Source organism: Streptomyces sp. NPDC014894, assembly GCF_043080985.1.
Classification (GTDB): Bacteria; Actinomycetota; Actinomycetes; order Streptomycetales; family Streptomycetaceae; genus Streptomyces.
Map to the genome: position 1 here is coordinate 552,382 of NZ_JBIBWD010000002.1, position 16,985 is coordinate 569,366.

A 16,985-nucleotide genomic window follows, 5' to 3' on the forward strand; every position below is an offset into this window, starting at 1 on the left:
GGGGTCGTGGGTCAGCCGCGGAGGAGCGCGCGGCCGATGATGAGCTTCTGGACCTCGCTGGTGCCTTCGTAGATGCGCATCACGCGGACATCGCGGGAGATGCGCTCGACGGCGGTGTCCCGCATGTAGCCCATGCCGCCGTGGATCTGCACGGCGCGGTCGGCGACCCGGCCGGCCGTCTCGCTGGCGAACAGCTTCGCCGTCGACGGGCCGATCCTGGTGTCCTCCCCGGAGTCGTACCGGCGGGCGACGTCGAGGACCAGGGCGCGGGCGGCGTCCAGTTCGGCCCGGCTCTCGGCGAGCATCGCCTGCACCAGCTGGAAGCGCCCGATGGGCTCCCCGCCCTGCTTGCTGTGACGGGCGTACTCGACGGACTCCTCCAGCGCCCGGGCGGCCTGGCCGACGCAGAGCGCGGCCACATGGATCCGGCCCTTGGCGAGCGAGCGCATGGCGGCGTCGAAGCCCCGGCCGGCCGTTCCGCCGACGAGAGCCGAGTGCGGGACCCTGACCCGGTCGAAGAAGACCTCGGAGGTCCACGCGCCGGCCTGGCCGGTCTTGGCGTCCTTGGGACCGACGGTCAGTCCCGGGGCGCCCTTCTCCACCAGGAAGCAGGAGATGCCGTCGGTCGCCCTCCCGCCATCACCCGAACGGGCGAAGACCATGAAGACGTCGGCGACCGCCGCGTTGGTGATGAACCGCTTGGCGCCGCTGATCTCGTAGTGGCCGTCGCCGGTGTCCGCGGCGCGGGTCGTCATGCCGGACGGATCGGAGCCGGCCTCGGCCTCGGTCAGGGCGAACGAGGCCACCGCTCCCCCGGCCAGTCTCGGCAGCCAGGTCTCCCGCTGTTCCCGGGTGCCGTGGTTCACCAGCACCTGGCCGGCGATGCCGATGTTGGTGCCGAACATCGAACGGAACGCGAGGCTGGTGTGGCCGAACTCGAAGCACAGCCGGACGTCCTCCTCGACGCAGGCGGCCATGCCGCCGTACTCCTCGGGGAGGGTGTAGCCGAAGAGGCCCATGTCCACGGCCTTGCGGCGGATCTCGGCGGGGACCTCGTCGGCCAGCTCGATCTCGCGCTCGCGCGGCACGACGTCCTTGTGGATGAAGCGGCGGACCGCTCCCAGCATCTCTTCGAACGCGGCGCTGTCCACGGTGTTCCTCTCGTAGGTCCCGTAGCTCCTGTAGGTCCCGCAGGACTCGCAGGTGTCGTGGGACTCGTAGGTCTGGGGATCCGGAGGTCGGGGAATCCGAATCCGGAGGCCCGGAGCAGGTCGGGAAGTCCGAGGCTCCGGACGGGCGGAGGCTTCAGCGCGGGCTGTCGCGAAGACGCTCTCTGAGCCGCGTCTTGAGGATCTTCCCGGTCGGCGTCAGCGGCAGCGCGTCCACCACCCGCAGCTCACGGATCTTCTGATACGGGGCGACCCGCGCGGCGACATGCGCCATCACCTCGTCGAGGAACTCCTGCCGCCGGCCTCGAAGGACGGGCGCAGGACGACGAAGCCGACCGGGATCTCGCCGAACTCCGGATGCGGGCGGCCGACCACCGACGCCTGGGCGATCGCGGGATGGGAGCACAGAAGCTCTTCCAGCGGCTGCGGATAGACGTTGTACCCCTTGTAGATGAGCATGTCCTTCGCCCGGCCCACCAGGAACAGAAAGCCGTCCTCGTCGAGATAGCCCATGTCGCCGGTGCGCAGCCAGCCGCCCGCGAACTGCACCCGGGTCAGCTCCGGGTCGTCCTGATAGCCGTCGGTGATCTGCGGGCCGCGCGCCCAGATCTCACCGGTCTCGCCCCGCCGCCGCACGGTGACCCCGTCCTCGGCCCGGATCTCGACCTCGGTGCCGGCGATCGGCACGCCCACGCTGCCGATCGGGGTCTCGATCTCCGCCCCGGGAGGCGACATGGTCAGGGCCATGGTCGCCTCGCTCAGCCCGTACCCCTCGGTGACGCCGGCGCCGGGCAGGATCTCGCGCAGCCTGCGCAGCGCGGTGGTGTCGATCGGCGCGGTGCCCGAGGTGATCATGCGTACGGAGGACAGGTCCCGCTTGCCCAGTTCGGGGCTGCGCAGCATCCCGTAGTACATGGCGGGGGATCCGGACATGTGGGTGACGCCGTAACGCTCGATGTCGCGGATGAACTGGTCGGCGTCGAACCGGCCGCCGGTGATCACCGCGGTGACGCCGAGCAGGGTGTTGGCGTTGTGGCCGACCAGGCCGAGGCCGTGGAAGAAGGGCGCGATGGCGATGTTGCAGCCCTCGCCGGGCACGATGGTCCCCGGCGCGGGGTCGTCGACGCGTGTGACGCGGACGCCGCCGTGCTCGTCGAGACCCGGCAGGGAAGCGGCGCGCCAGCAACTGGTCTGGAGCACGTTGGCGACGAGATTGCGGTGCAGGACCCGTACGGCCTTGGAGCGGCCGGTGGTGCCGCCGGTGAGCTGGAGGTGCGCGACGAGGTCCGGATCGACGGCGTAGCCCTCCAGCGGATCGGCGGCCAGCAGTTCGCCGAGGGGGACGGAGCCGGCGGGAAGGACCGCGTCCGCGGGAGCCGGGCCGGCGGCGGTGCCGGGGACGTGCACGAGGAGACGGTTCGTCTCCGGGGCCGCCTCGGACAGCACGGCGGCGTTGGCCGGGTGGGTGAAGACGGCCTTGGCGCCGCAGTCGGCGAGCTGGGCGCGCAGCGCGCCGGCCGGCTGGGCGGGGTTGATCGGGGCGACCGCGAGTCCTGCGCACAGGGCGCCGTAGTAGGCGACGACGTACCAGTAGGTGTTGGGCATGTGCAGTGCCACCGCGTCGCCGGGCTCCAGACCCCGTGCGCGCAGACCGCCGGCCACCCGGAGCGCCGCCGCGCGCAGTTCGGCGAAGGTCAGCGATTCCTCGCCGTCCAGAAGCGCGACCCGGTCCGGATACGCGCGGGCCGCCCCCGCGAGCAGGGCGTCGGCCCCCACTCGCGGGAGGTCGAGGGACGGCGGCATGTTCTTCGGCCAAGCGTGAGGCACGAGATCTCCTGGCAGCTTAAAAGTGAACTAGCGCTGAATATGTCTTCCGTGGCGTCAGGTTCCGGTGCGGCGATCGAAATCGTCTCCGGCGCGGTATTAGCTGCATCAAGCCACTGTTCTCGCGATGGCGAGATATTGCCGGGTGGGAGATAAGTTAATCCGCACTAACGGGCGTGTCCAGTGTTTGCGACGGGTTCCGAAGCGCTGAGGCGAGGAGCCCGGGCGCCGAGGACCAGGTGACGCCGTCCAGCAGTCCCGGCACGTCGTCGCCGCAGGCCGCGAACTTCTTCGCCAGGTCGCGCGGGGTCGGCGGGCGCAGCGGCGAGCCCGGCGGCCGCGCGAGGCTCGTACGCAGCACACCGCCGTCGGCCAGCCCCAGACGGAGGCGCACTTCACCGGAGAGCAGGCCGTCGCCGCCCGGCGTGCGCACGATCTCGGTGGCGGCCGCGAGACGCCGGGCCTCGGGTCTGCGGACCGCCGCGTCGGTGAAGGACGTGAAGTCCGGGAAGCGGTCGAGGAGGGCGGTCGCTACGGCGTACGGCATGCTGAATCTGGCCTCCAGCCCCGTGCGCGGCCGATCGTGGATCAAGGGCCGCATGCTCGCCCCGGGCGTGGTGACCTCGATGCTGACGACGTCCGCCGGGTCGAGGCCGCCGTGCCGTTCCCGCAGCTCGCGGACGGCGGCGATCGGGCGCTGCATCGCGTAGCAGCAGGGATGGAGCTTGACGGCGAGCCCGTCGGCCACGGCCGGGCGGTCCTGTGGATCCGCTCCGATCCCGGCGCGGACGCCGCCGACCAGCTCCAGCCAGGCGTCCAGGGCGCGCGGGTCCGCCGTCGCCCCGGCGCGGGCGAGACGCGCCGCCCGCACCCCCGCCTCGGCCGCGAAGCCGACCTGCAGCGCCTTGCCGTGCGTACCGAACGCCCTCTGCACACCGCCCGCCGAGGGGACGGCGAGCGCCATCGCGGCCGCCAGCCGTTCGGGCGGCAGCCCCAGCGCGACACCGGCCGCGACGGCCGCGGCGGGCGCGCCCTGGGTGCAGGTGGCGTGCCAGCCGGCCGCGTAGTGCGGCCAGCCGAGCAGCCTGCCGAGCCTGGTCATGACACCGGCCCCGGCGAGATACGCGCGGGCGTCGCCCCGCGCCGCCAGCGTCGCGGCGACCGCGACCACACTGACATGGCTCGTCGACCCCACATGGACGTCGTCGAAGTCCAGCACATGGCCCACCGAGGCCCAGCGGGCGGCCTCGGGCAGGGCGGCGGCGAGCGCCGCCACTTCGTGCCCCCGCGCCGCGAGCGTCACGGCGAGGGTGTCCCGCAGAGAGCGGTCGGCCAGGGCGAGATCGTCCGCGTCCGGCTCGTACGACCAGGCCCAGCGGGCGAGGGCCTCGGCGGTCCCCGTCTCCATCGCCGGGGCCCTCAGCGCCGCGGCCGGTAGTCGGTCTGGTGCTCGACATGCCGGAAGAGCGCCTGGGCGGTGCTGTCGGCCGTGCCCCGCGCCGCCTCCTCGGCGATATGGCCGACCAGGCCCACGGCCCGGGCGGCCACCACGACGGTGCGCACCTGCCGCCAGCCGAACCCCAGATCCGACATGACCGCGCCGAAGGCGCCCGCGCCGTTCAGCGTGATGAGCCGGGAGCGCCGTCGCTCCATCTCGGCGTGGACCGCCTGGAGCAGCACGCTGTGCGGCCCGAGGAAGCCCCACTCCTCGGCGAGTGCGAAGAAGCGGGCCGTCCGCGGATCGCGCGGCCGATGGGTCGGATGTCCGAACCCGGGCACCTTCTCGCCGGAGGCCTCGAAGCGGTCCAGAATCGCGCCCGCCGTCTCCTCGGCGCTCCGCTCGCCGGTCCCGGCCTTCAGCGCCTCCTGGAGCGTACGGGCCGTCAGCTCCATGGCGCCGAGATAGACGCTGCCCGCGCCGAGCAGCCCGGCCGCGACGGCGGCCTGCGTCGCCTCGGGAGCGCCGAGCCAGGTCAGCCGGGCGGCCAGGGAGCTGGGCGTGAAACCGTGTTCCGCGATGCCCACCATCAGGGCGTTGAGCATCTTCGACTCATCGCCCGTGGGCAGCCGCCCCTGGGCCCCGAGGAAGACGAGGTCGGCCAGACCGGCGTGCCCGATGACCTCGGAGCACAGGTCGTACCCGTAGATGTCGATGGAGTCCGGCGTCGAGGTGCCGATATGGGTGGTGTACATGGCTGCCTTTCGGATGACGGGCGGGGCTGGTGCGGAGGGAGGGGGCCGGCGGGGGAGGGGAGCGCGGCCGCGCGGCGAGGACGGCGTCCGGGCCGGGCCTCGGGGAGAGGGAGCGGGGACGGTGTGCCGGTGGCATCGCTCAGAGCGGGGGAGCCGGGGGGACGGCGTCCGTCCCGCCGCCCACCGCGCCCGCCGCGCGCAGCCGTGCGATGTCCTCGCCGGAGTAGCCGTACCCGCGCAGGACGGCGTCGGTGTGCTCGCCGAGCAGCGGCGCGCGCCGGACGACGGGCTCGGCCCCGCCCGCGAAGCGGATCGGCCCCGCGGCGACGGTGACCGGACGGTCCAGTCCCGGGTGTTCGACCCGCTGAAGCATGGAACGTGCGCGCAGATGCGGATCCTCGAAGAGCGAGTCCGCGGTGTTGACCGGCCCGAAGGGCACTCTTCCGCCCAGGAGTCCGGCGAGTTCGGCGCGGGTGTGACGCCCGGTCCACTCACCGACCAGGCCGAGCACCTCGGCCCGGCGGGCCACCCGGTCGGTGTTGCGCGCGTAGCGCGCGTCCCGGCCCAGCTCCGGGCGTCCCATCACCTCGCACAGCAGGACCCAGTGGTGGTCGGCGGGCGCGGCGGCCAGCGCGACGAAACCGTCCGACGCGGGGAAGAGCCCGAAGGGGCAGAGCAGAGGATGCGCGTTGCCCTCCGGTCCGGGCACGACGCCCTGGTACGAGTACTGGTAGACGATCCGCTCGCAGGCGGCGACGACCGCGTCGTACATCCCCACGTCCACGAACCGGCCGAGCCCGGTGATCTCGCGCTCCCGTACGGCCGCGAGCGCGCCGACCGCCGCGAACAGGGCGGGCAGGGTGTCGCCGAGGCCGGGACCCGCCTTGACGGGCGGTCCGCCGGCCGGGCCGGTGATCCCGAGCAGACCGCCCATCGCCTGGGACACGATGTCGTAGCTCGGCCAGTCCTGGATCGGGCTGACGCCGGTGCGCGGATCGCCGAATCCGCGTACCGCCGTGTAGATCAGGCGCGGATTGATCGCGGCGAGCCGCTCGTAGCCGAGTCCGTGCCGTTCCATCACGCCCGGCCGGTAGTTCTCCACCAGGATGTCGGCGGTGGCGACGAGCCGGCGGATCACCTCGGCGCCCTCGGGCTTCGTCAGGTCGACGACCAGGCCCTGCTTGTTGCGGTTCACGGACTGGAAGTAGCCGCCGTACGCCTTGAGCTCGTCGCCCTCGGCGTACGGCCCCTGCGCGCGGGTCATGTCGCCGAACGGCGGCTCCACCTTGAGGACGGTGGCGCCGAGGTCGGCGAGGACCACCGTGCAGAAGGGGCCCGCGAGCATCCGGCTCAGATCGAGCACCGTCAGACCGCGCAGGGGCCCGGACGCGTGCGGCGGGACGGCCGTCATCGTGAGCGTCCCAGCAGGGCGTCGGAGATGATCTTCATCTGGATCTCCGAGGTGCCCTCGAAGATCTTGGTCAGACGGGCGTCGCGCCAGTGCCGTTCGACCGCGAAGTCCGTGGTGAAACCGGCGCCGCCGTGGATCTGCACCCCTTCGCTGGTGACCCGCTCGGCCATCTCGCTCGCGTGCAGTTTCACCATGGACGCCTGGACGCCGGCCGGCCGGCCGGCCGGCGTCGTGGTCCGCGCAGATCCGGTGCAGCAGCGCTCGCGACGCCTCGATCTGCGCGGCCATGTCGGCGATCTTGAACCGGATGGCCTGTTTCTCCGCGATCGGCCTGCCGAACTGCACCCGCTCCTTCGCGTAGGCGATCGAGTCCTCCAGCGCGGCCCGCGCCAGGCCGATGGAGCGGGCGGCCGTGTGAACGCGGGCGAGGACGAGGTCGCCCATGGCGACGCCGAAGCCGCGGCCCTCCTCGCCGACGATCATTCCGGGCTCGACCCGGGCGCGGTCGAACGACAGCTCCCAGGTCCGCCAGCCGTGGTACCCGATCTTGCGTACGGGGCTGCCGCTCACCCCCTCGGGCAGAGTGCCGCGCTCCTTCGGCATGAGGAAGCAGGTGATGCCGCGCGAGCGCCGCGCCGGATCGACCGGCTCGGTCCTCGCGAACACCTGGAGGTAGTCGGAACCGTCGGCGAAGGTGCACCACATCTTCTGTCCGGTGATCCGCCAGCCGCCGTCCGCCTCCCGCTCGGCACGGCAGCGCAGATTCGCCACGTCCGAACCGGCGTCGGCCTCCGACAGGGCGAACGCGCCGAGGAACTCGCCCCGCGCCATACGCGGCAGATACGCGGCCCGCTGCTCCGCGCTGAATCCGTGCGTGAACTGCTGACCCCGGGCGATCAGGCTCGCCACGCTCATCCAGCCGCGCGCCAGCTCCTCCACGACCAGCGCGTACTCGCAGACGCCGAGGCCCAGGCCGCCGTGTTCCTCGGGGATGAGAATGCCGAAGAATCCGAGACCGGCCATCCTCTGGCGCAGCTCCATCGGGATCTGTCCGGCGACCGGATCGAGTTCGGCGGCCGCCGGCAGCACCTCCCTGGCCACGAATTCGCGGGCCAGGGCCTGGATCGCCAGCCGGTCCTCGGTGAGGAAGACCCCTGTCGGGACCTCGATGCGCGTGCTCATGCGTACAGCTCCCTCGGGTGGTTGCGCGCCGTCTGCCGGCGGACGTGTTCTGGGCGGCCGTGGTCTCTTCGGCCGGGCGCGGTCGCCGGCCGGGGGCTCAGGGGGCTCAGTCGGCGAGCGCCGCGGACACCGCCTCGGCGGTCGCCCGGACCTGCCGTGCCCACCACGGGACGCGGCGGGCGTCGAAGCGGCTGTCGGGCAGCGACAGCCCGATCCCGCCGACCGGGGCGCCGGCCGGTCCGGTCACGGCGGCGCCCACGGCGCAGACCCCGTCCCGGTTCTGGCCCCGGTTGACGGCGAAGCCCTGGGCGCGGGCCTCTCGCAGCCGCGCTCTGATCAGGCCCGGCTCGGTGAGGGTGTTCGCGGTGAGCCGCGGCACCGGTCGCGCCAGGATCCGCTCCGCCTCCTCGTCCGGCAGCAGCGCGAGGACGGCGAGGCCGGTGGAGGTGGCGGTGATCGGGGAGGTCGCGCCCAGCCGGTTGTGGGTCCGGACGGGATGCCGGCAGTCGATCCGCTCGATCAGCACCATGCGAAAGGGGCCGTCCGGGACCTGGAGCGTGACCGTCTCCCCGGTCAGCGCGCCCAGTTCGCGCATGGGGCCGAGCGCCGCCTCGCGGATGCCCCGCTCCCCGGAGGCGGTCCCGGCGAGGGTGAGCATCCGGGAGGTCAGCGTCCAGCGGGTGTGCTCCTCGTCGGCCGCGCGGATCCAGCCGGACTCGGCCAGGGCCCGCAGAATCCGCTGGACCGAGGATTTGGGCAGCTCGCAGATCCGGGAGATCTCGCCGACCCCGACGGGCTGGTGGGCGGCGACCGCTTCGAGAATGCGCAGACCGCGCTGGATGCCCTGCATGAGATCCCTTCGCTCGACGCCTCGACGCCTCGACGCCTCGACGCCTCGATGTCTCGACGCCCCGGCGGCCCGATGTTTCGGCGGCCCGACGATGCGGTGACGGCGGCCCGACCGCCTGACGACGCGGTGGCCCGGTGGCCGGTGGCCGGTGTCCCGATGACCGGCACGCTATGCCGCCCAACGGCACCGGAGAAGCCTTGGGATTCCTTTGGATGTGATAGGCAGTGCCTATGGAACGGCGTCATCTGAGCTACTTCGTCGCCGCCGTCGAGGCCGGCAGCATCTCCGAGGCGGCCCGGCGGCTGCATCTGAGCCAGCCCTCGGTCTCCCAGGCGATCCAGGAACTCGAACGCGAGCTGCGGACCCCGCTCGTCGTACGGGGACGGAAGCTGTCCCTCACCCCCGCGGGGCGGGCCCTGCTCGGCCCCGCCCGACGGACGCTACGGGCCTTCGACGGCGTCCGGGCGGCGGTCGAGGGAGTGGGCGTGCTGGCGACCGGACGGCTGGATCTGGCCGTCGTCCCCGCCCTCGCGGTGGACCCCGCGGTCCGGATCGTGACGGAGTTCCGCGCGCGCTATCCCGGCGTCCGGATCCGGGTGCGCGACGCGGCCAACGGCGCGGAGGGATTCACCTCGCTCCGGCGCGCCGAGGCCGAACTCCTGCTCCACGACCATCCGGCCCCCTACCCCAAACACCGCGCGGTCCCGCTCGCCCTCAGCGAGCTGATGGCGGTCTTCCCGCCCGGCACCCCCCTGCCCGAGGGCCCGGTCGGACTCCCGGAGCTGGCCCGGCACGACGTGGTCATGGGCGCCGCCGCGGAATCCGCCGTCGGCACCTGGATCACCGTCGAACTGGCCGCCCTCCAGCTGCCCTCCCTCACGGTCGCCGTGGACTCCGCCCATCGCGACGCCGTCATCCCCCTCGTGCTCGCGGGCGCCGGGGCGACGGTCCTGCCCGAGCCCGCCGCGCGCGCGGCGGGACTGCTCGGCGCGGTGATCCGGCCGGTCGGCTTCAGCGTTCCGCGCCAGGCGTACCTGTACCACCGGACCGGGGAACTCTCGCCGACGGCACGGGCGTTCGTCGACCTGGTGGAGGAGCCGCCTCGTGGAGGAACGGGCACATGACCTCCGCCGCCGCCGCCGCCGTGTCGGCCGGCTCCCGTACGCGGCGGTCGACGCCGTCGGCCACCGCCCGCCCGGCCCGCCACCCCGCCGCGCGCCCCGCCCGGACCGCCGCCGGGCGTCCGGCCCACATCCCCGTCACGCGCCCGGCCCGGACCACCGCCGCGCCGGGACGGACAGACCCGGGCGGCCGCAGTCGCGCCCGCGACCGTGACGAGCACCACACCACCGCGCCCCGTCTCCGCGCCGGAGGCCGTTGACGCACCCCCGAGGTGCGCCCTGATGCTCTGTCACGCCCCCATCGGGAGCGGACGACGACACAGAGGTGTATCTGTCATGAAACTGTCCAGAACCGGCCGGCCGTCGCGCGGCCGCCGTCTCGCGCTGCTGGCCACGAGCGCCACCGCGCTCGCGGCGTTCGTCACGCCGTACGCCACGGCCGCGCCCGCCGCGCCCCAGGAGCGCGATCGCCCGTCGGTCTCGGCCCACCGCGGACCGGTCCTCGACGTCCGGCAGGCGGCCCGCGCCCAGGTGGACGAGTGCTTCAAGTCCATCGGCGGCCCGCGCCCGCAGCCCCGGGCCGGCAGCTGCCCGTCCGGATTCCAGCCGAAGATCAACGGCGCGTACGTCTGGAGCGCGGCCCGGTCCGGTGACCACGCGTACTTCGGCACCCTCTCCAACATCGCCTGCAACGCCTCCTCCACCTACTCCGGCGACACCACCCCGTACCTGGTGAGGAACGCGGACGTGTGCGAGTTCGGCAAGGGGGCCGGCGCGGGGACGCTGGGCGAGATCTACGGCGACGCCCGCACCCCCCAGGTGCTGCGCGTCAACGCCGACACCCAGAAGGTCGAGGATCTGACCCCGGTCTCGGACCCGCTGCTCAAGCGCACCGTGGGCCTTCGGGGCGCCGCCGCCCACAACGACGTGGTCTTCCTCTTCGGGCAGACGGTGAACGAGGGGCAGACCGTGGGCCAGGGTCTGTCGATGTTCGCCTTCGAGGGCAGCACCGGCGAGTTCCTCGGCTCCAAGGCGTACACCGACCTGGTCAGCGCGCGCGGCGGAGTGGTGGCCGCGGACGGCAATCTGTACCTGGCGGGCCGCGCGCCCGGAGTCAACGGCGGCCGGGTGCTGCGCTGGACCGGCGACAAGGGGAATCCGTTCGCCTTCGACGTCGTCGCCCAGCTGGAGAACGACCCCGGCTACCTCACCACGTTCAAGGACCGTCTCGTCGCCTCCGGCTGGGGCACCCAGGTGCCCGGCGAGCGCGGCGCCGTCAGCGGCGGCGCGTCCAAGGTGTGGATGAGCCCGCCGATCCCGTCGGCGGGGCTCACCTTCGACGGCGCGGCCGCCTGGCAGCCGATCTTCTCCTGGGACCAGTACGACCCGGACCCGGTGCTCGGCAAGGGCGTCGCCTGGGGAGCGCTGACCGAGTGGCGGGGCGAGCTGTACGTCGGCAGCTACAACCAGGCGGCGGTCGGCGCGGTGCAGACCATGTGGAAGGCGTACGGGCAGCCCAAGGGCGACACCCTGCGCAAGCGCGACATGATCTCGGCCGCCCGCCCGGCCACGGTCTTCCGGATCAGCGATCCGGGCACGGAGAAGCAGCGCACCACCCTGCTGTACGGGGAGGAGAAGCTGCCGGTGTACAACCCGAACACCAAGCGGTGGACCTCCAAGCCCAATCTGCTGGGCCAGCGCCCGAAGTTCGGCCCGTCCGGCTTCAACGGCAATGTCGGCAACGCGTACGCCTGGACCTTCACGGTCTTCCAGGACCGTCTGTACATGGCCACGTTCGACGGCACCGGCCTGATCACCCCGGGCTCGCACTTCACCGCGCTCAACAACGGCCTGTCGCAGGTCGCCAAGAAGAATCTGGAACTGGTGACCGGCCCGTCGCTGAAGGCCACCCTCGGCGGTGGGGAGGTCTGGCGGATGGACGACCCGGCCAAGCCGGCCGTGGCCGAGACGCTCAACGGCTTCGGCAACCGTTCGCAGCACGGCGTGCGCGTCTTCCTCCCCTTCGAGGACAAGGGATTCCTGTACGCGGGCATGGCCTCGTCCTGGAATCTGCGGGCGACCGCCAAGGACCGGGGCGGCTGGGAGCTGAACCGGCTGACGCCGGGCGCGAAGCGCGCGCCGCTGGACACCCGGCTGCCCAAGGACGCGCGGGAGGCCGCGGCCGGCGCCGGGGTCACCGGCTTCTGACCGCGGGCCGCCGTACCGCCTGACCGCCGTACCGCCGGCCGCCTGACCGAAGCCGGCGCCGACCCGGTCCCGTCCGCCGACCGCGGCGAACGGGACCGGGTCCGCCGGGGAGCGGGGCCCGCGTCACGGAGCGCGCCGGGGCCGGGCGTACGTCACCGGCCCCGGCGCGGGGCGTCCCGGCGCGGCCCCACGGGAGTCCCGGCCCCGGTTGACCAGCCGGGTGACCTGTTGGCGGGAGCGGCCCGCGACCCGGGCCACATCGGTGAGGCTGAGGCCCCCGTCGTCCACGGCGGCGCGATAGCCCTCCGCCCGGGCGCGGGTCATGGCCCCGTTCAGTGCCCGCAGCGCCACGGAGAAATCCGCCCACGCCGACTGCCCGGCAGAGCCGCCGAGCACCGCCGGCGGCGGACCGGGGCGGCGGGCGGCGCGCAGCTCCACGAGGGAGTCCTCCACGCTCGCCAGGGTGCTCTGGAAGTCACGGCAGCGGGCCAGGACGGTATCGATCAATCGGTAGAACTCGGCGAGTTCGGCATGAGGCGCGTCCGGCTCGCAGGGCGCGGCTTCCCCGGCCCCCGTCGTGTCCGCGGTTCCCCCGGTCGGTCCGAGCGACGGCATCGCGGCCTCCCTCCCTGGTGACAGTCGGTCAATAGTGAATGAGCAATACCTGATTCACTCAATCATAAGGCTTTCATTCAAGTGCACATAAGCCATGATGTGAATAATGGCTAACGCTAGTGGAGTCGGTCTGACGGAGGTGACCTTGCGCGGGCCGTACGCTTTCGAGCCGCGTCCGGACTGCTGGCCCGGCAGCCCGTCCGGGGCGGACGTCGAGTCCGTGCTCCGGCACTCGGCCGAGCTGCTCCGCCCCGATCTGCCGGCCTTCACGGAGGGCGTGGTGGCCCAAGTGCGCGCGGTCAGCCCGTACTACGGCGATCCGGCGCACTCCCCGCCCGACCTGACGCGGTCCGCGCTGACGGCGTTCACCGCCTTCGTCGCCGGGCTCGTCACACCGGACCGGTCGGCGGAGTCGGGCGATCTCGCCTGGGCCGTCGGCGACCGGCGCGGCCGGGACGGCGTCCCGCTCCAGGCGCTGCTGGACGCGTACCGCGTCGGGACGGCCGGCCTGTGGGACGCGCTGGTCGCGCGGGTGGTGCGGGAGTCGCCCGAGCGGCTCCCTGCCATGGCGTACGCCGCCGCCGATCTGTGGCGGAGGGCCGACGCGGATGTCGCCCTGGCGGCCGAGGCCCACCGGCGAGCCGTCGCCGGGCCGCCGTCCGACGACGGCCGTCACCACCGGCCCGCGCTTCAGGCGCTGCTCCGGGGCCACGCCGACCCCGCGCACACCTCGGCGCTCGCCGCGTCCCTGGGCCTGCCCCGGCACGGCCGGTACACGATCGTCCTGCTGCGCGGCCCCGGCGTTCGGCCCCCGGACGCCCGGCCGGGGCACGAGGTCCGCAACGGCGTCGAGCTGTACTGGTGCCCCCAGGACGACGGGACGGCGATCGTGGCGCTGCTCGGCGACCGGCCGCCCACCGCCCTGAGCGCGCTCATTCCCGTGGGGGCGCACACGCGAGGGGGCGTCAGCGCGGTGGTGTCGGGCCCGGCCGAACTGGGCCGGGCCCGCCGCCTCGCCGAACTGGCGCTCGGCGCCTGCCGGGCGGACGGGGAGCTGAACCATCTCGGGGACCGGCTCTCCCGGGCCCTCGCGCTGGCCCGGCCGGAGCTGGCCGGAGACTTCGCGGACCAGGTGCTCGGTCCCGTACTGCGGCTGCGGCCCGCCGACCGGACCGACCTGCTGACCACGCTCGCGGCCTGGCTGGACCGCGACGGATCCACCCGGCGGGCGGGGGAGCGGCTGTACTGCCACCGCAACACCGTCCGCAACCGACTGCGTCGCCTCGAAACGCTCACCGGCCGACGGCTGGCGCACCCGCGTGATGTGGTGGACCTCGCCCTGGCCCTGGAGGCGTGGCGGGTGAGCGCCCCGCCCGACGCCGGATCCGGCGCGGTCTCCTGACCCGGAGCGGTCCGGCTGTGCGCCGGACACCGTGGACAGCGCCCGCGGTGTGCGGGCGCACAGGACTGGCCCGCGCCCCTCGCCCACGCCCTCCCGGCGTCTTCCGGCTGCCCCGGACCCGTGTGACATTCGGCTGTGCGGCCCCACCCCAGCCGCCGGAACACCGGATGGAAGGAGCCCCATGCGCCCCCACGGACCCCGAGGCGACCGCCTGCGCGACGCCCTCACCGCCCACGGCCTACTCCTCGTCGTACTCGTCACGGCCATCGTGTTCACGCTCGTCACACCCGCGGCCGCGCGGACCGCGCCACGGCCCGGCGGCGCGGGCCCCGTCGAAGGGCCGCCGCTGGGCACACCCCCCGACCGGGCGGCGGCCGCCCTGGACTGCCCGGCCGGATTTCCGCGCTCACAGCGCGAGCCGGTCCTCCTCGTGCACGGCACGGGGGTGGACGCCGGCCTCAACTGGAGCTGGAACTACGCCCCCGCGCTGCGGGACCAGGGGTACGACGTATGCACCGTCGACCTCCCCGGCCGGTCGACCGGCGACATCCAGGAGTCCTCCGAGTACGTCGTCCACGCGGTCGCCGCGCTGCACAATGCCACCGGCCGCAGAGCCGACGTCGTCGCGCACAGCCAGGGCGGCCTCCAGATCCGCTGGGCGCTGACCTGGTGGCCGGGGCTGCGGGACATGGTCGACGACGTGGTCAGCCTCGGCACGCCCGAACACGGCACCGCGGCCGGCGAGCCGCTGTGCGCGCTGCCGTGTGCGGCGGCGGCACACCAGATGAGACGGGGCTCCGCCTTCCTCGCCGCGCTGAACTCCGGCGACCGGACGCCCGGCGCGGTCTCGTACACCTCGATCTACAGCCGCCACGACCTGGTCGTCGTCCCGTACCGCACGGCCGCCAAGGACGGGGCCCGCAACATCGCCGTCCAGGAGGTCTGCGGCGCGCGGCCGGTGACCCACATCGGACTCGTCCACGACTCGGTGGTGTTCCGGCTCGCGGTCGACGCGCTGAGCCGCCCCGGCCCCGCCGACCCGCGACGGCTGCCGGCCGGCGCGTGCCTCGGGCATCCCCACGTCCCCGGCGTCGGCGCCCTCGACGTCGTCCGCGCGACGGCCGTGGTGATCCCCGCGGCGGCCGCGGCCCTCGCCACCGCCCCGCGAACCGTCCAGGAGCCGCCACTGCGCCCGTACGCCGCACGGAACCGCTGAGCCACGGCGCGCCCGGCCCCGCCTTCCGGTGACACCCCGCCGGACCATCGACCCGGTGGACGACGCCTCTCGCGGGAACGGCGTGTTCAGTACAGTTGCCTCACTCGGACGACGGGTGTGCGCGCGTCACGATCACAGGGGAGCGGATGAGGCCACCGAGCGATCCGGCCACGGACGCCCCCGAAGACGCGGACGAGTGGCTGAACGGTGAGGGGCAGTCCGAGCAGGAGGCGTGCCGGCAGGTCCACGAGATCCTCGGGGTCATCGGTGACAAGTGGACGCTGATCGTGCTGGGACAGCTCCGCGACGGGTCGCTCCGCTTCGGTGAACTGCGGCGGGCGGCCGAGGGAATCTCCCAGCGGATGCTGACGCTGACCCTGCGCCGGCTGGAGAGGGACGGCCTGCTGGTGCGCACGGTCCACGCCTCGGTGCCGCCGAGGGTCGAGTACGCGCTGACGGAGGCGGGTACGGCCCTGCTCGCGCCGGCCGCCGCACTCGGCCGCTGGGCCTCCGCCCATCGCACCCGGATCCATGACAGCCGCAGCCGCTACGACGCCCGGCCGCCCGGCTGACCCGCCGCCCGCGACGACCCGCACACGCGACCTGCTCGCGTACGAGCGACCACCCGTGCCGTGCCCTGTGCCCCCGTCAGCCCCTCCGCCGTCGCGCGATTCGGCGTGGCGCGCGTCCGCACCCCCCGCCCACCTCGATGGTTACCTCCCTGTCGGTAACCCACAGCAATGTGCCGTCTTGTGCGCCCAGCGGCCCCCGGAGAGCATCGGGATCCGATCGATTCCCGACTCCTCGGCTGTGCGCGCTCGTCCGCTCGTCGGGTGCGCCCCGCGTCCGGGGAAGAGACAGGTGACATGAAGAACATGGTCGTCTCCGGCGGCACCGACGGCATGGGGCGTGCTCTGGCCCGGCATTACGTGAATTCCGGCTGGTCCGTGCTGATCATCGGCCGGAATCCCGACAAGGGCGCGGAATTCCTCGCGGAGGCCGAGCGGTCCGGCGCGGCCGGCCGGGCTGTCTTCCTCCGGGCCGATCTGAGCCTGGTGAGTGAGCAGTACCGGGCTGTGGCGGAGATCGCCGAGATCTTCCCCGTGGTGGACGCGCTCGTGCTCGGCGCCCAGCACTTCCGACGCGATCGGACCGTGACGGAGGAGGGTTTCGAGAGCACCTTCGCGCTCTATTATCTCAGCCGGTACGTTCTGAGCGATGAACTGCTGCCGCGACTCGAATCGGCCGACAATCCGGTGGTGCTCAACATCTGCGGCCCCGGCGTTCCCGTCGGCGGTATTCACTGGGACGACCTTCAGCTGGAACACGGTTACACGGGTCTGAAGGCCATGATGCAGGGCAGCCGCGCGAACGATCTGCTCGGTGTCGGCATGGCCAAGGCGCACAGGAGCTGCAAGGTGCGGTACGTCCTTTACAATCCGGTCTTCGTGGCGACCAGTTTCTCCGGTGAGTACAGGAAGCCGGTGCGGCTGCTCGTGGATCTGGCCAAACGGATCGGAGCCACATCGGTGGCGAAAGGAATTGAGCCGATCATCGAGCTTCTGGACGATCCGCCCGCGAAGGCGATCAGCGCCTACAAGAAGCGGCAGGAGATCAGCCTCGGCCATCAGTCCTTCAGCGAGACGGACGCCACGAGACTGCGCGAGATCACCGAGACCATCCTCGCCTCCCGCTTGACCGCATAACCGCACGACGGCATGACCGCTCTGCCGGGCCGGGCGGCCCGGAGCGGCCGCGCTCGACAGGTGCGCCGCCCTGGATCTCGATCGGTCC

Annotated in this window: 15 protein-coding genes and 1 pseudogene; 6 read left to right on the plus strand and 10 right to left on the minus strand. The window is 73.2% G+C overall.

The features are described from left to right. Positions 1–11 precede the first annotated feature (11 nt). The 9 genes and pseudogenes from ACF089_RS06425 to ACF089_RS06465 all read right to left on the minus strand — a co-directional run bounded on the left by ACF089_RS06425 (position 12) and on the right by ACF089_RS06465 (position 8,629). A complete protein-coding gene (locus tag ACF089_RS06425; RefSeq protein WP_392022606.1) occupies positions 12–1,151 on the minus strand; it encodes an acyl-CoA dehydrogenase family protein in 1,140 nt (379 codons plus the stop codon). 154 nt (positions 1,152–1,305) lie between these two features. After that, entirely contained in the window at positions 1,306–1,443 is a 138-nt protein-coding gene (locus ACF089_RS06430) for a hypothetical protein (RefSeq protein ID WP_392022609.1), read from the minus strand. Next, complete coding sequence (locus ACF089_RS06435) at positions 1,443–2,996, minus strand: class I adenylate-forming enzyme family protein (RefSeq protein WP_392022612.1); 1,554 nt, start codon at positions 2,994–2,996, stop codon at positions 1,443–1,445. Before ACF089_RS06435 ends, ACF089_RS06430 begins: the two co-directional genes overlap by 1 nt. A gap of 154 nt (positions 2,997–3,150) precedes the next feature. Further along, positions 3,151–4,401 (minus strand): MmgE/PrpD family protein, encoded by a 1,251-nt coding sequence (locus ACF089_RS06440; protein WP_392022615.1) that lies wholly within the window; start codon positions 4,399–4,401, stop codon positions 3,151–3,153. Positions 4,402–4,412: 11 nt separating this feature from the next. After that, on the minus strand, positions 4,413–5,186 hold the full coding sequence (locus ACF089_RS06445) for a citryl-CoA lyase (protein ID WP_392022617.1): 774 nt from the start codon (positions 5,184–5,186) through the stop codon (positions 4,413–4,415). A 139-nt stretch (positions 5,187–5,325) separates the two neighbouring features. Beyond that, positions 5,326–6,597, minus strand: coding sequence for a CaiB/BaiF CoA transferase family protein (locus ACF089_RS06450; protein ID WP_392023407.1), 1,272 nt, complete (start codon positions 6,595–6,597; stop codon positions 5,326–5,328). Further along, the gene (locus tag ACF089_RS06455; RefSeq protein ID WP_392023410.1) at positions 6,594–6,791 is read right to left on the minus strand and encodes an acyl-CoA dehydrogenase family protein; all 198 of its coding nucleotides are present in this window, start codon (positions 6,789–6,791) and stop codon (positions 6,594–6,596) included. The genes ACF089_RS06450 and ACF089_RS06455 overlap by 4 nt, the downstream gene beginning before the upstream one ends. 28 nt (positions 6,792–6,819) lie before the next feature. Beyond that, positions 6,820–7,779 (minus strand): annotated as a pseudogene (locus ACF089_RS06460) (acyl-CoA dehydrogenase family protein); the annotation flags it as partial. A gap of 106 nt (positions 7,780–7,885) precedes the next feature. Next, positions 7,886–8,629, minus strand: a complete 744-nt coding sequence (locus ACF089_RS06465; RefSeq protein WP_392022619.1) for an IclR family transcriptional regulator — start codon at positions 8,627–8,629, stop codon at positions 7,886–7,888. Between the two features lie 230 nt (positions 8,630–8,859). On the opposite strand from ACF089_RS06465, the gene ACF089_RS06470 reads away from it, so the two are divergent. After that, positions 8,860–9,753 (plus strand): LysR family transcriptional regulator, encoded by an 894-nt coding sequence (locus ACF089_RS06470; protein ID WP_392022622.1) that lies wholly within the window; start codon positions 8,860–8,862, stop codon positions 9,751–9,753. A gap of 333 nt (positions 9,754–10,086) precedes the next feature. Then, complete coding sequence (locus ACF089_RS06475; RefSeq protein ID WP_392022625.1) at positions 10,087–11,958, plus strand: hypothetical protein; 1,872 nt, start codon at positions 10,087–10,089, stop codon at positions 11,956–11,958. Between the two features lie 123 nt (positions 11,959–12,081). On the opposite strand, the gene ACF089_RS06480 is transcribed toward ACF089_RS06475, so the two are convergent. Then, positions 12,082–12,573, minus strand: a complete 492-nt coding sequence (locus ACF089_RS06480; protein WP_392022627.1) for a hypothetical protein — start codon at positions 12,571–12,573, stop codon at positions 12,082–12,084. Between the two features lie 106 nt (positions 12,574–12,679). On the opposite strand from ACF089_RS06480, the gene ACF089_RS06485 reads away from it, so the two are divergent. From ACF089_RS06485 to ACF089_RS06500, 4 genes are all read left to right on the plus strand, one after another. Then, positions 12,680–13,975 (plus strand): PucR family transcriptional regulator, encoded by a 1,296-nt coding sequence (locus tag ACF089_RS06485; RefSeq protein ID WP_392022629.1) that lies wholly within the window; start codon positions 12,680–12,682, stop codon positions 13,973–13,975. A 181-nt stretch (positions 13,976–14,156) separates the two neighbouring features. Next, the gene (locus tag ACF089_RS06490) at positions 14,157–15,191 is read left to right on the plus strand and encodes an esterase/lipase family protein (RefSeq protein WP_392022632.1); all 1,035 of its coding nucleotides are present in this window, start codon (positions 14,157–14,159) and stop codon (positions 15,189–15,191) included. A 146-nt stretch (positions 15,192–15,337) separates the two neighbouring features. After that, positions 15,338–15,763, plus strand: coding sequence for a winged helix-turn-helix transcriptional regulator (locus tag ACF089_RS06495; protein ID WP_392022635.1), 426 nt, complete (start codon positions 15,338–15,340; stop codon positions 15,761–15,763). 294 nt (positions 15,764–16,057) lie between these two features. Beyond that, entirely contained in the window at positions 16,058–16,897 is an 840-nt protein-coding gene (locus ACF089_RS06500; RefSeq protein ID WP_392022638.1) for an SDR family NAD(P)-dependent oxidoreductase, read from the plus strand. Positions 16,898–16,985 lie beyond the last annotated feature (88 nt).

Excerpts from the sequence above, each read along its gene's own strand:
- ACF089_RS06475 (WP_392022625.1), top strand. The coding sequence starts at position 10,087 with ATGAAACTGTCCAGAACCGGCCGGCCGTCGCGCGGCCGCCGTCTCGCG.
- ACF089_RS06465 (WP_392022619.1), bottom strand. The coding sequence starts at position 8,629 with ATGCAGGGCATCCAGCGCGGTCTGCGCATTCTCGAAGCGGTCGCCGCC.
- ACF089_RS06470 (WP_392022622.1), top strand. The coding sequence starts at position 8,860 with ATGGAACGGCGTCATCTGAGCTACTTCGTCGCCGCCGTCGAGGCCGGC.
- ACF089_RS06480 (WP_392022627.1), bottom strand. The coding sequence starts at position 12,573 with ATGCCGTCGCTCGGACCGACCGGGGGAACCGCGGACACGACGGGGGCC.
- ACF089_RS06445 (WP_392022617.1), bottom strand. The coding sequence starts at position 5,186 with ATGTACACCACCCATATCGGCACCTCGACGCCGGACTCCATCGACATC.
- ACF089_RS06455 (WP_392023410.1), bottom strand. The coding sequence starts at position 6,791 with ATGGTGAAACTGCACGCGAGCGAGATGGCCGAGCGGGTCACCAGCGAA.
- ACF089_RS06485 (WP_392022629.1), top strand. The coding sequence starts at position 12,680 with ATGGCTAACGCTAGTGGAGTCGGTCTGACGGAGGTGACCTTGCGCGGG.
- ACF089_RS06500 (WP_392022638.1), top strand. The coding sequence starts at position 16,058 with ATGAAGAACATGGTCGTCTCCGGCGGCACCGACGGCATGGGGCGTGCT.
- ACF089_RS06495 (WP_392022635.1), top strand. The coding sequence starts at position 15,338 with ATGAGGCCACCGAGCGATCCGGCCACGGACGCCCCCGAAGACGCGGAC.
- ACF089_RS06490 (WP_392022632.1), top strand. The coding sequence starts at position 14,157 with ATGCGCCCCCACGGACCCCGAGGCGACCGCCTGCGCGACGCCCTCACC.
- ACF089_RS06430 (WP_392022609.1), bottom strand. The coding sequence starts at position 1,443 with ATGGCGCATGTCGCCGCGCGGGTCGCCCCGTATCAGAAGATCCGTGAG.
- ACF089_RS06440 (WP_392022615.1), bottom strand. The coding sequence starts at position 4,401 with ATGGAGACGGGGACCGCCGAGGCCCTCGCCCGCTGGGCCTGGTCGTAC.
- ACF089_RS06450 (WP_392023407.1), bottom strand. The coding sequence starts at position 6,597 with ATGACGGCCGTCCCGCCGCACGCGTCCGGGCCCCTGCGCGGTCTGACG.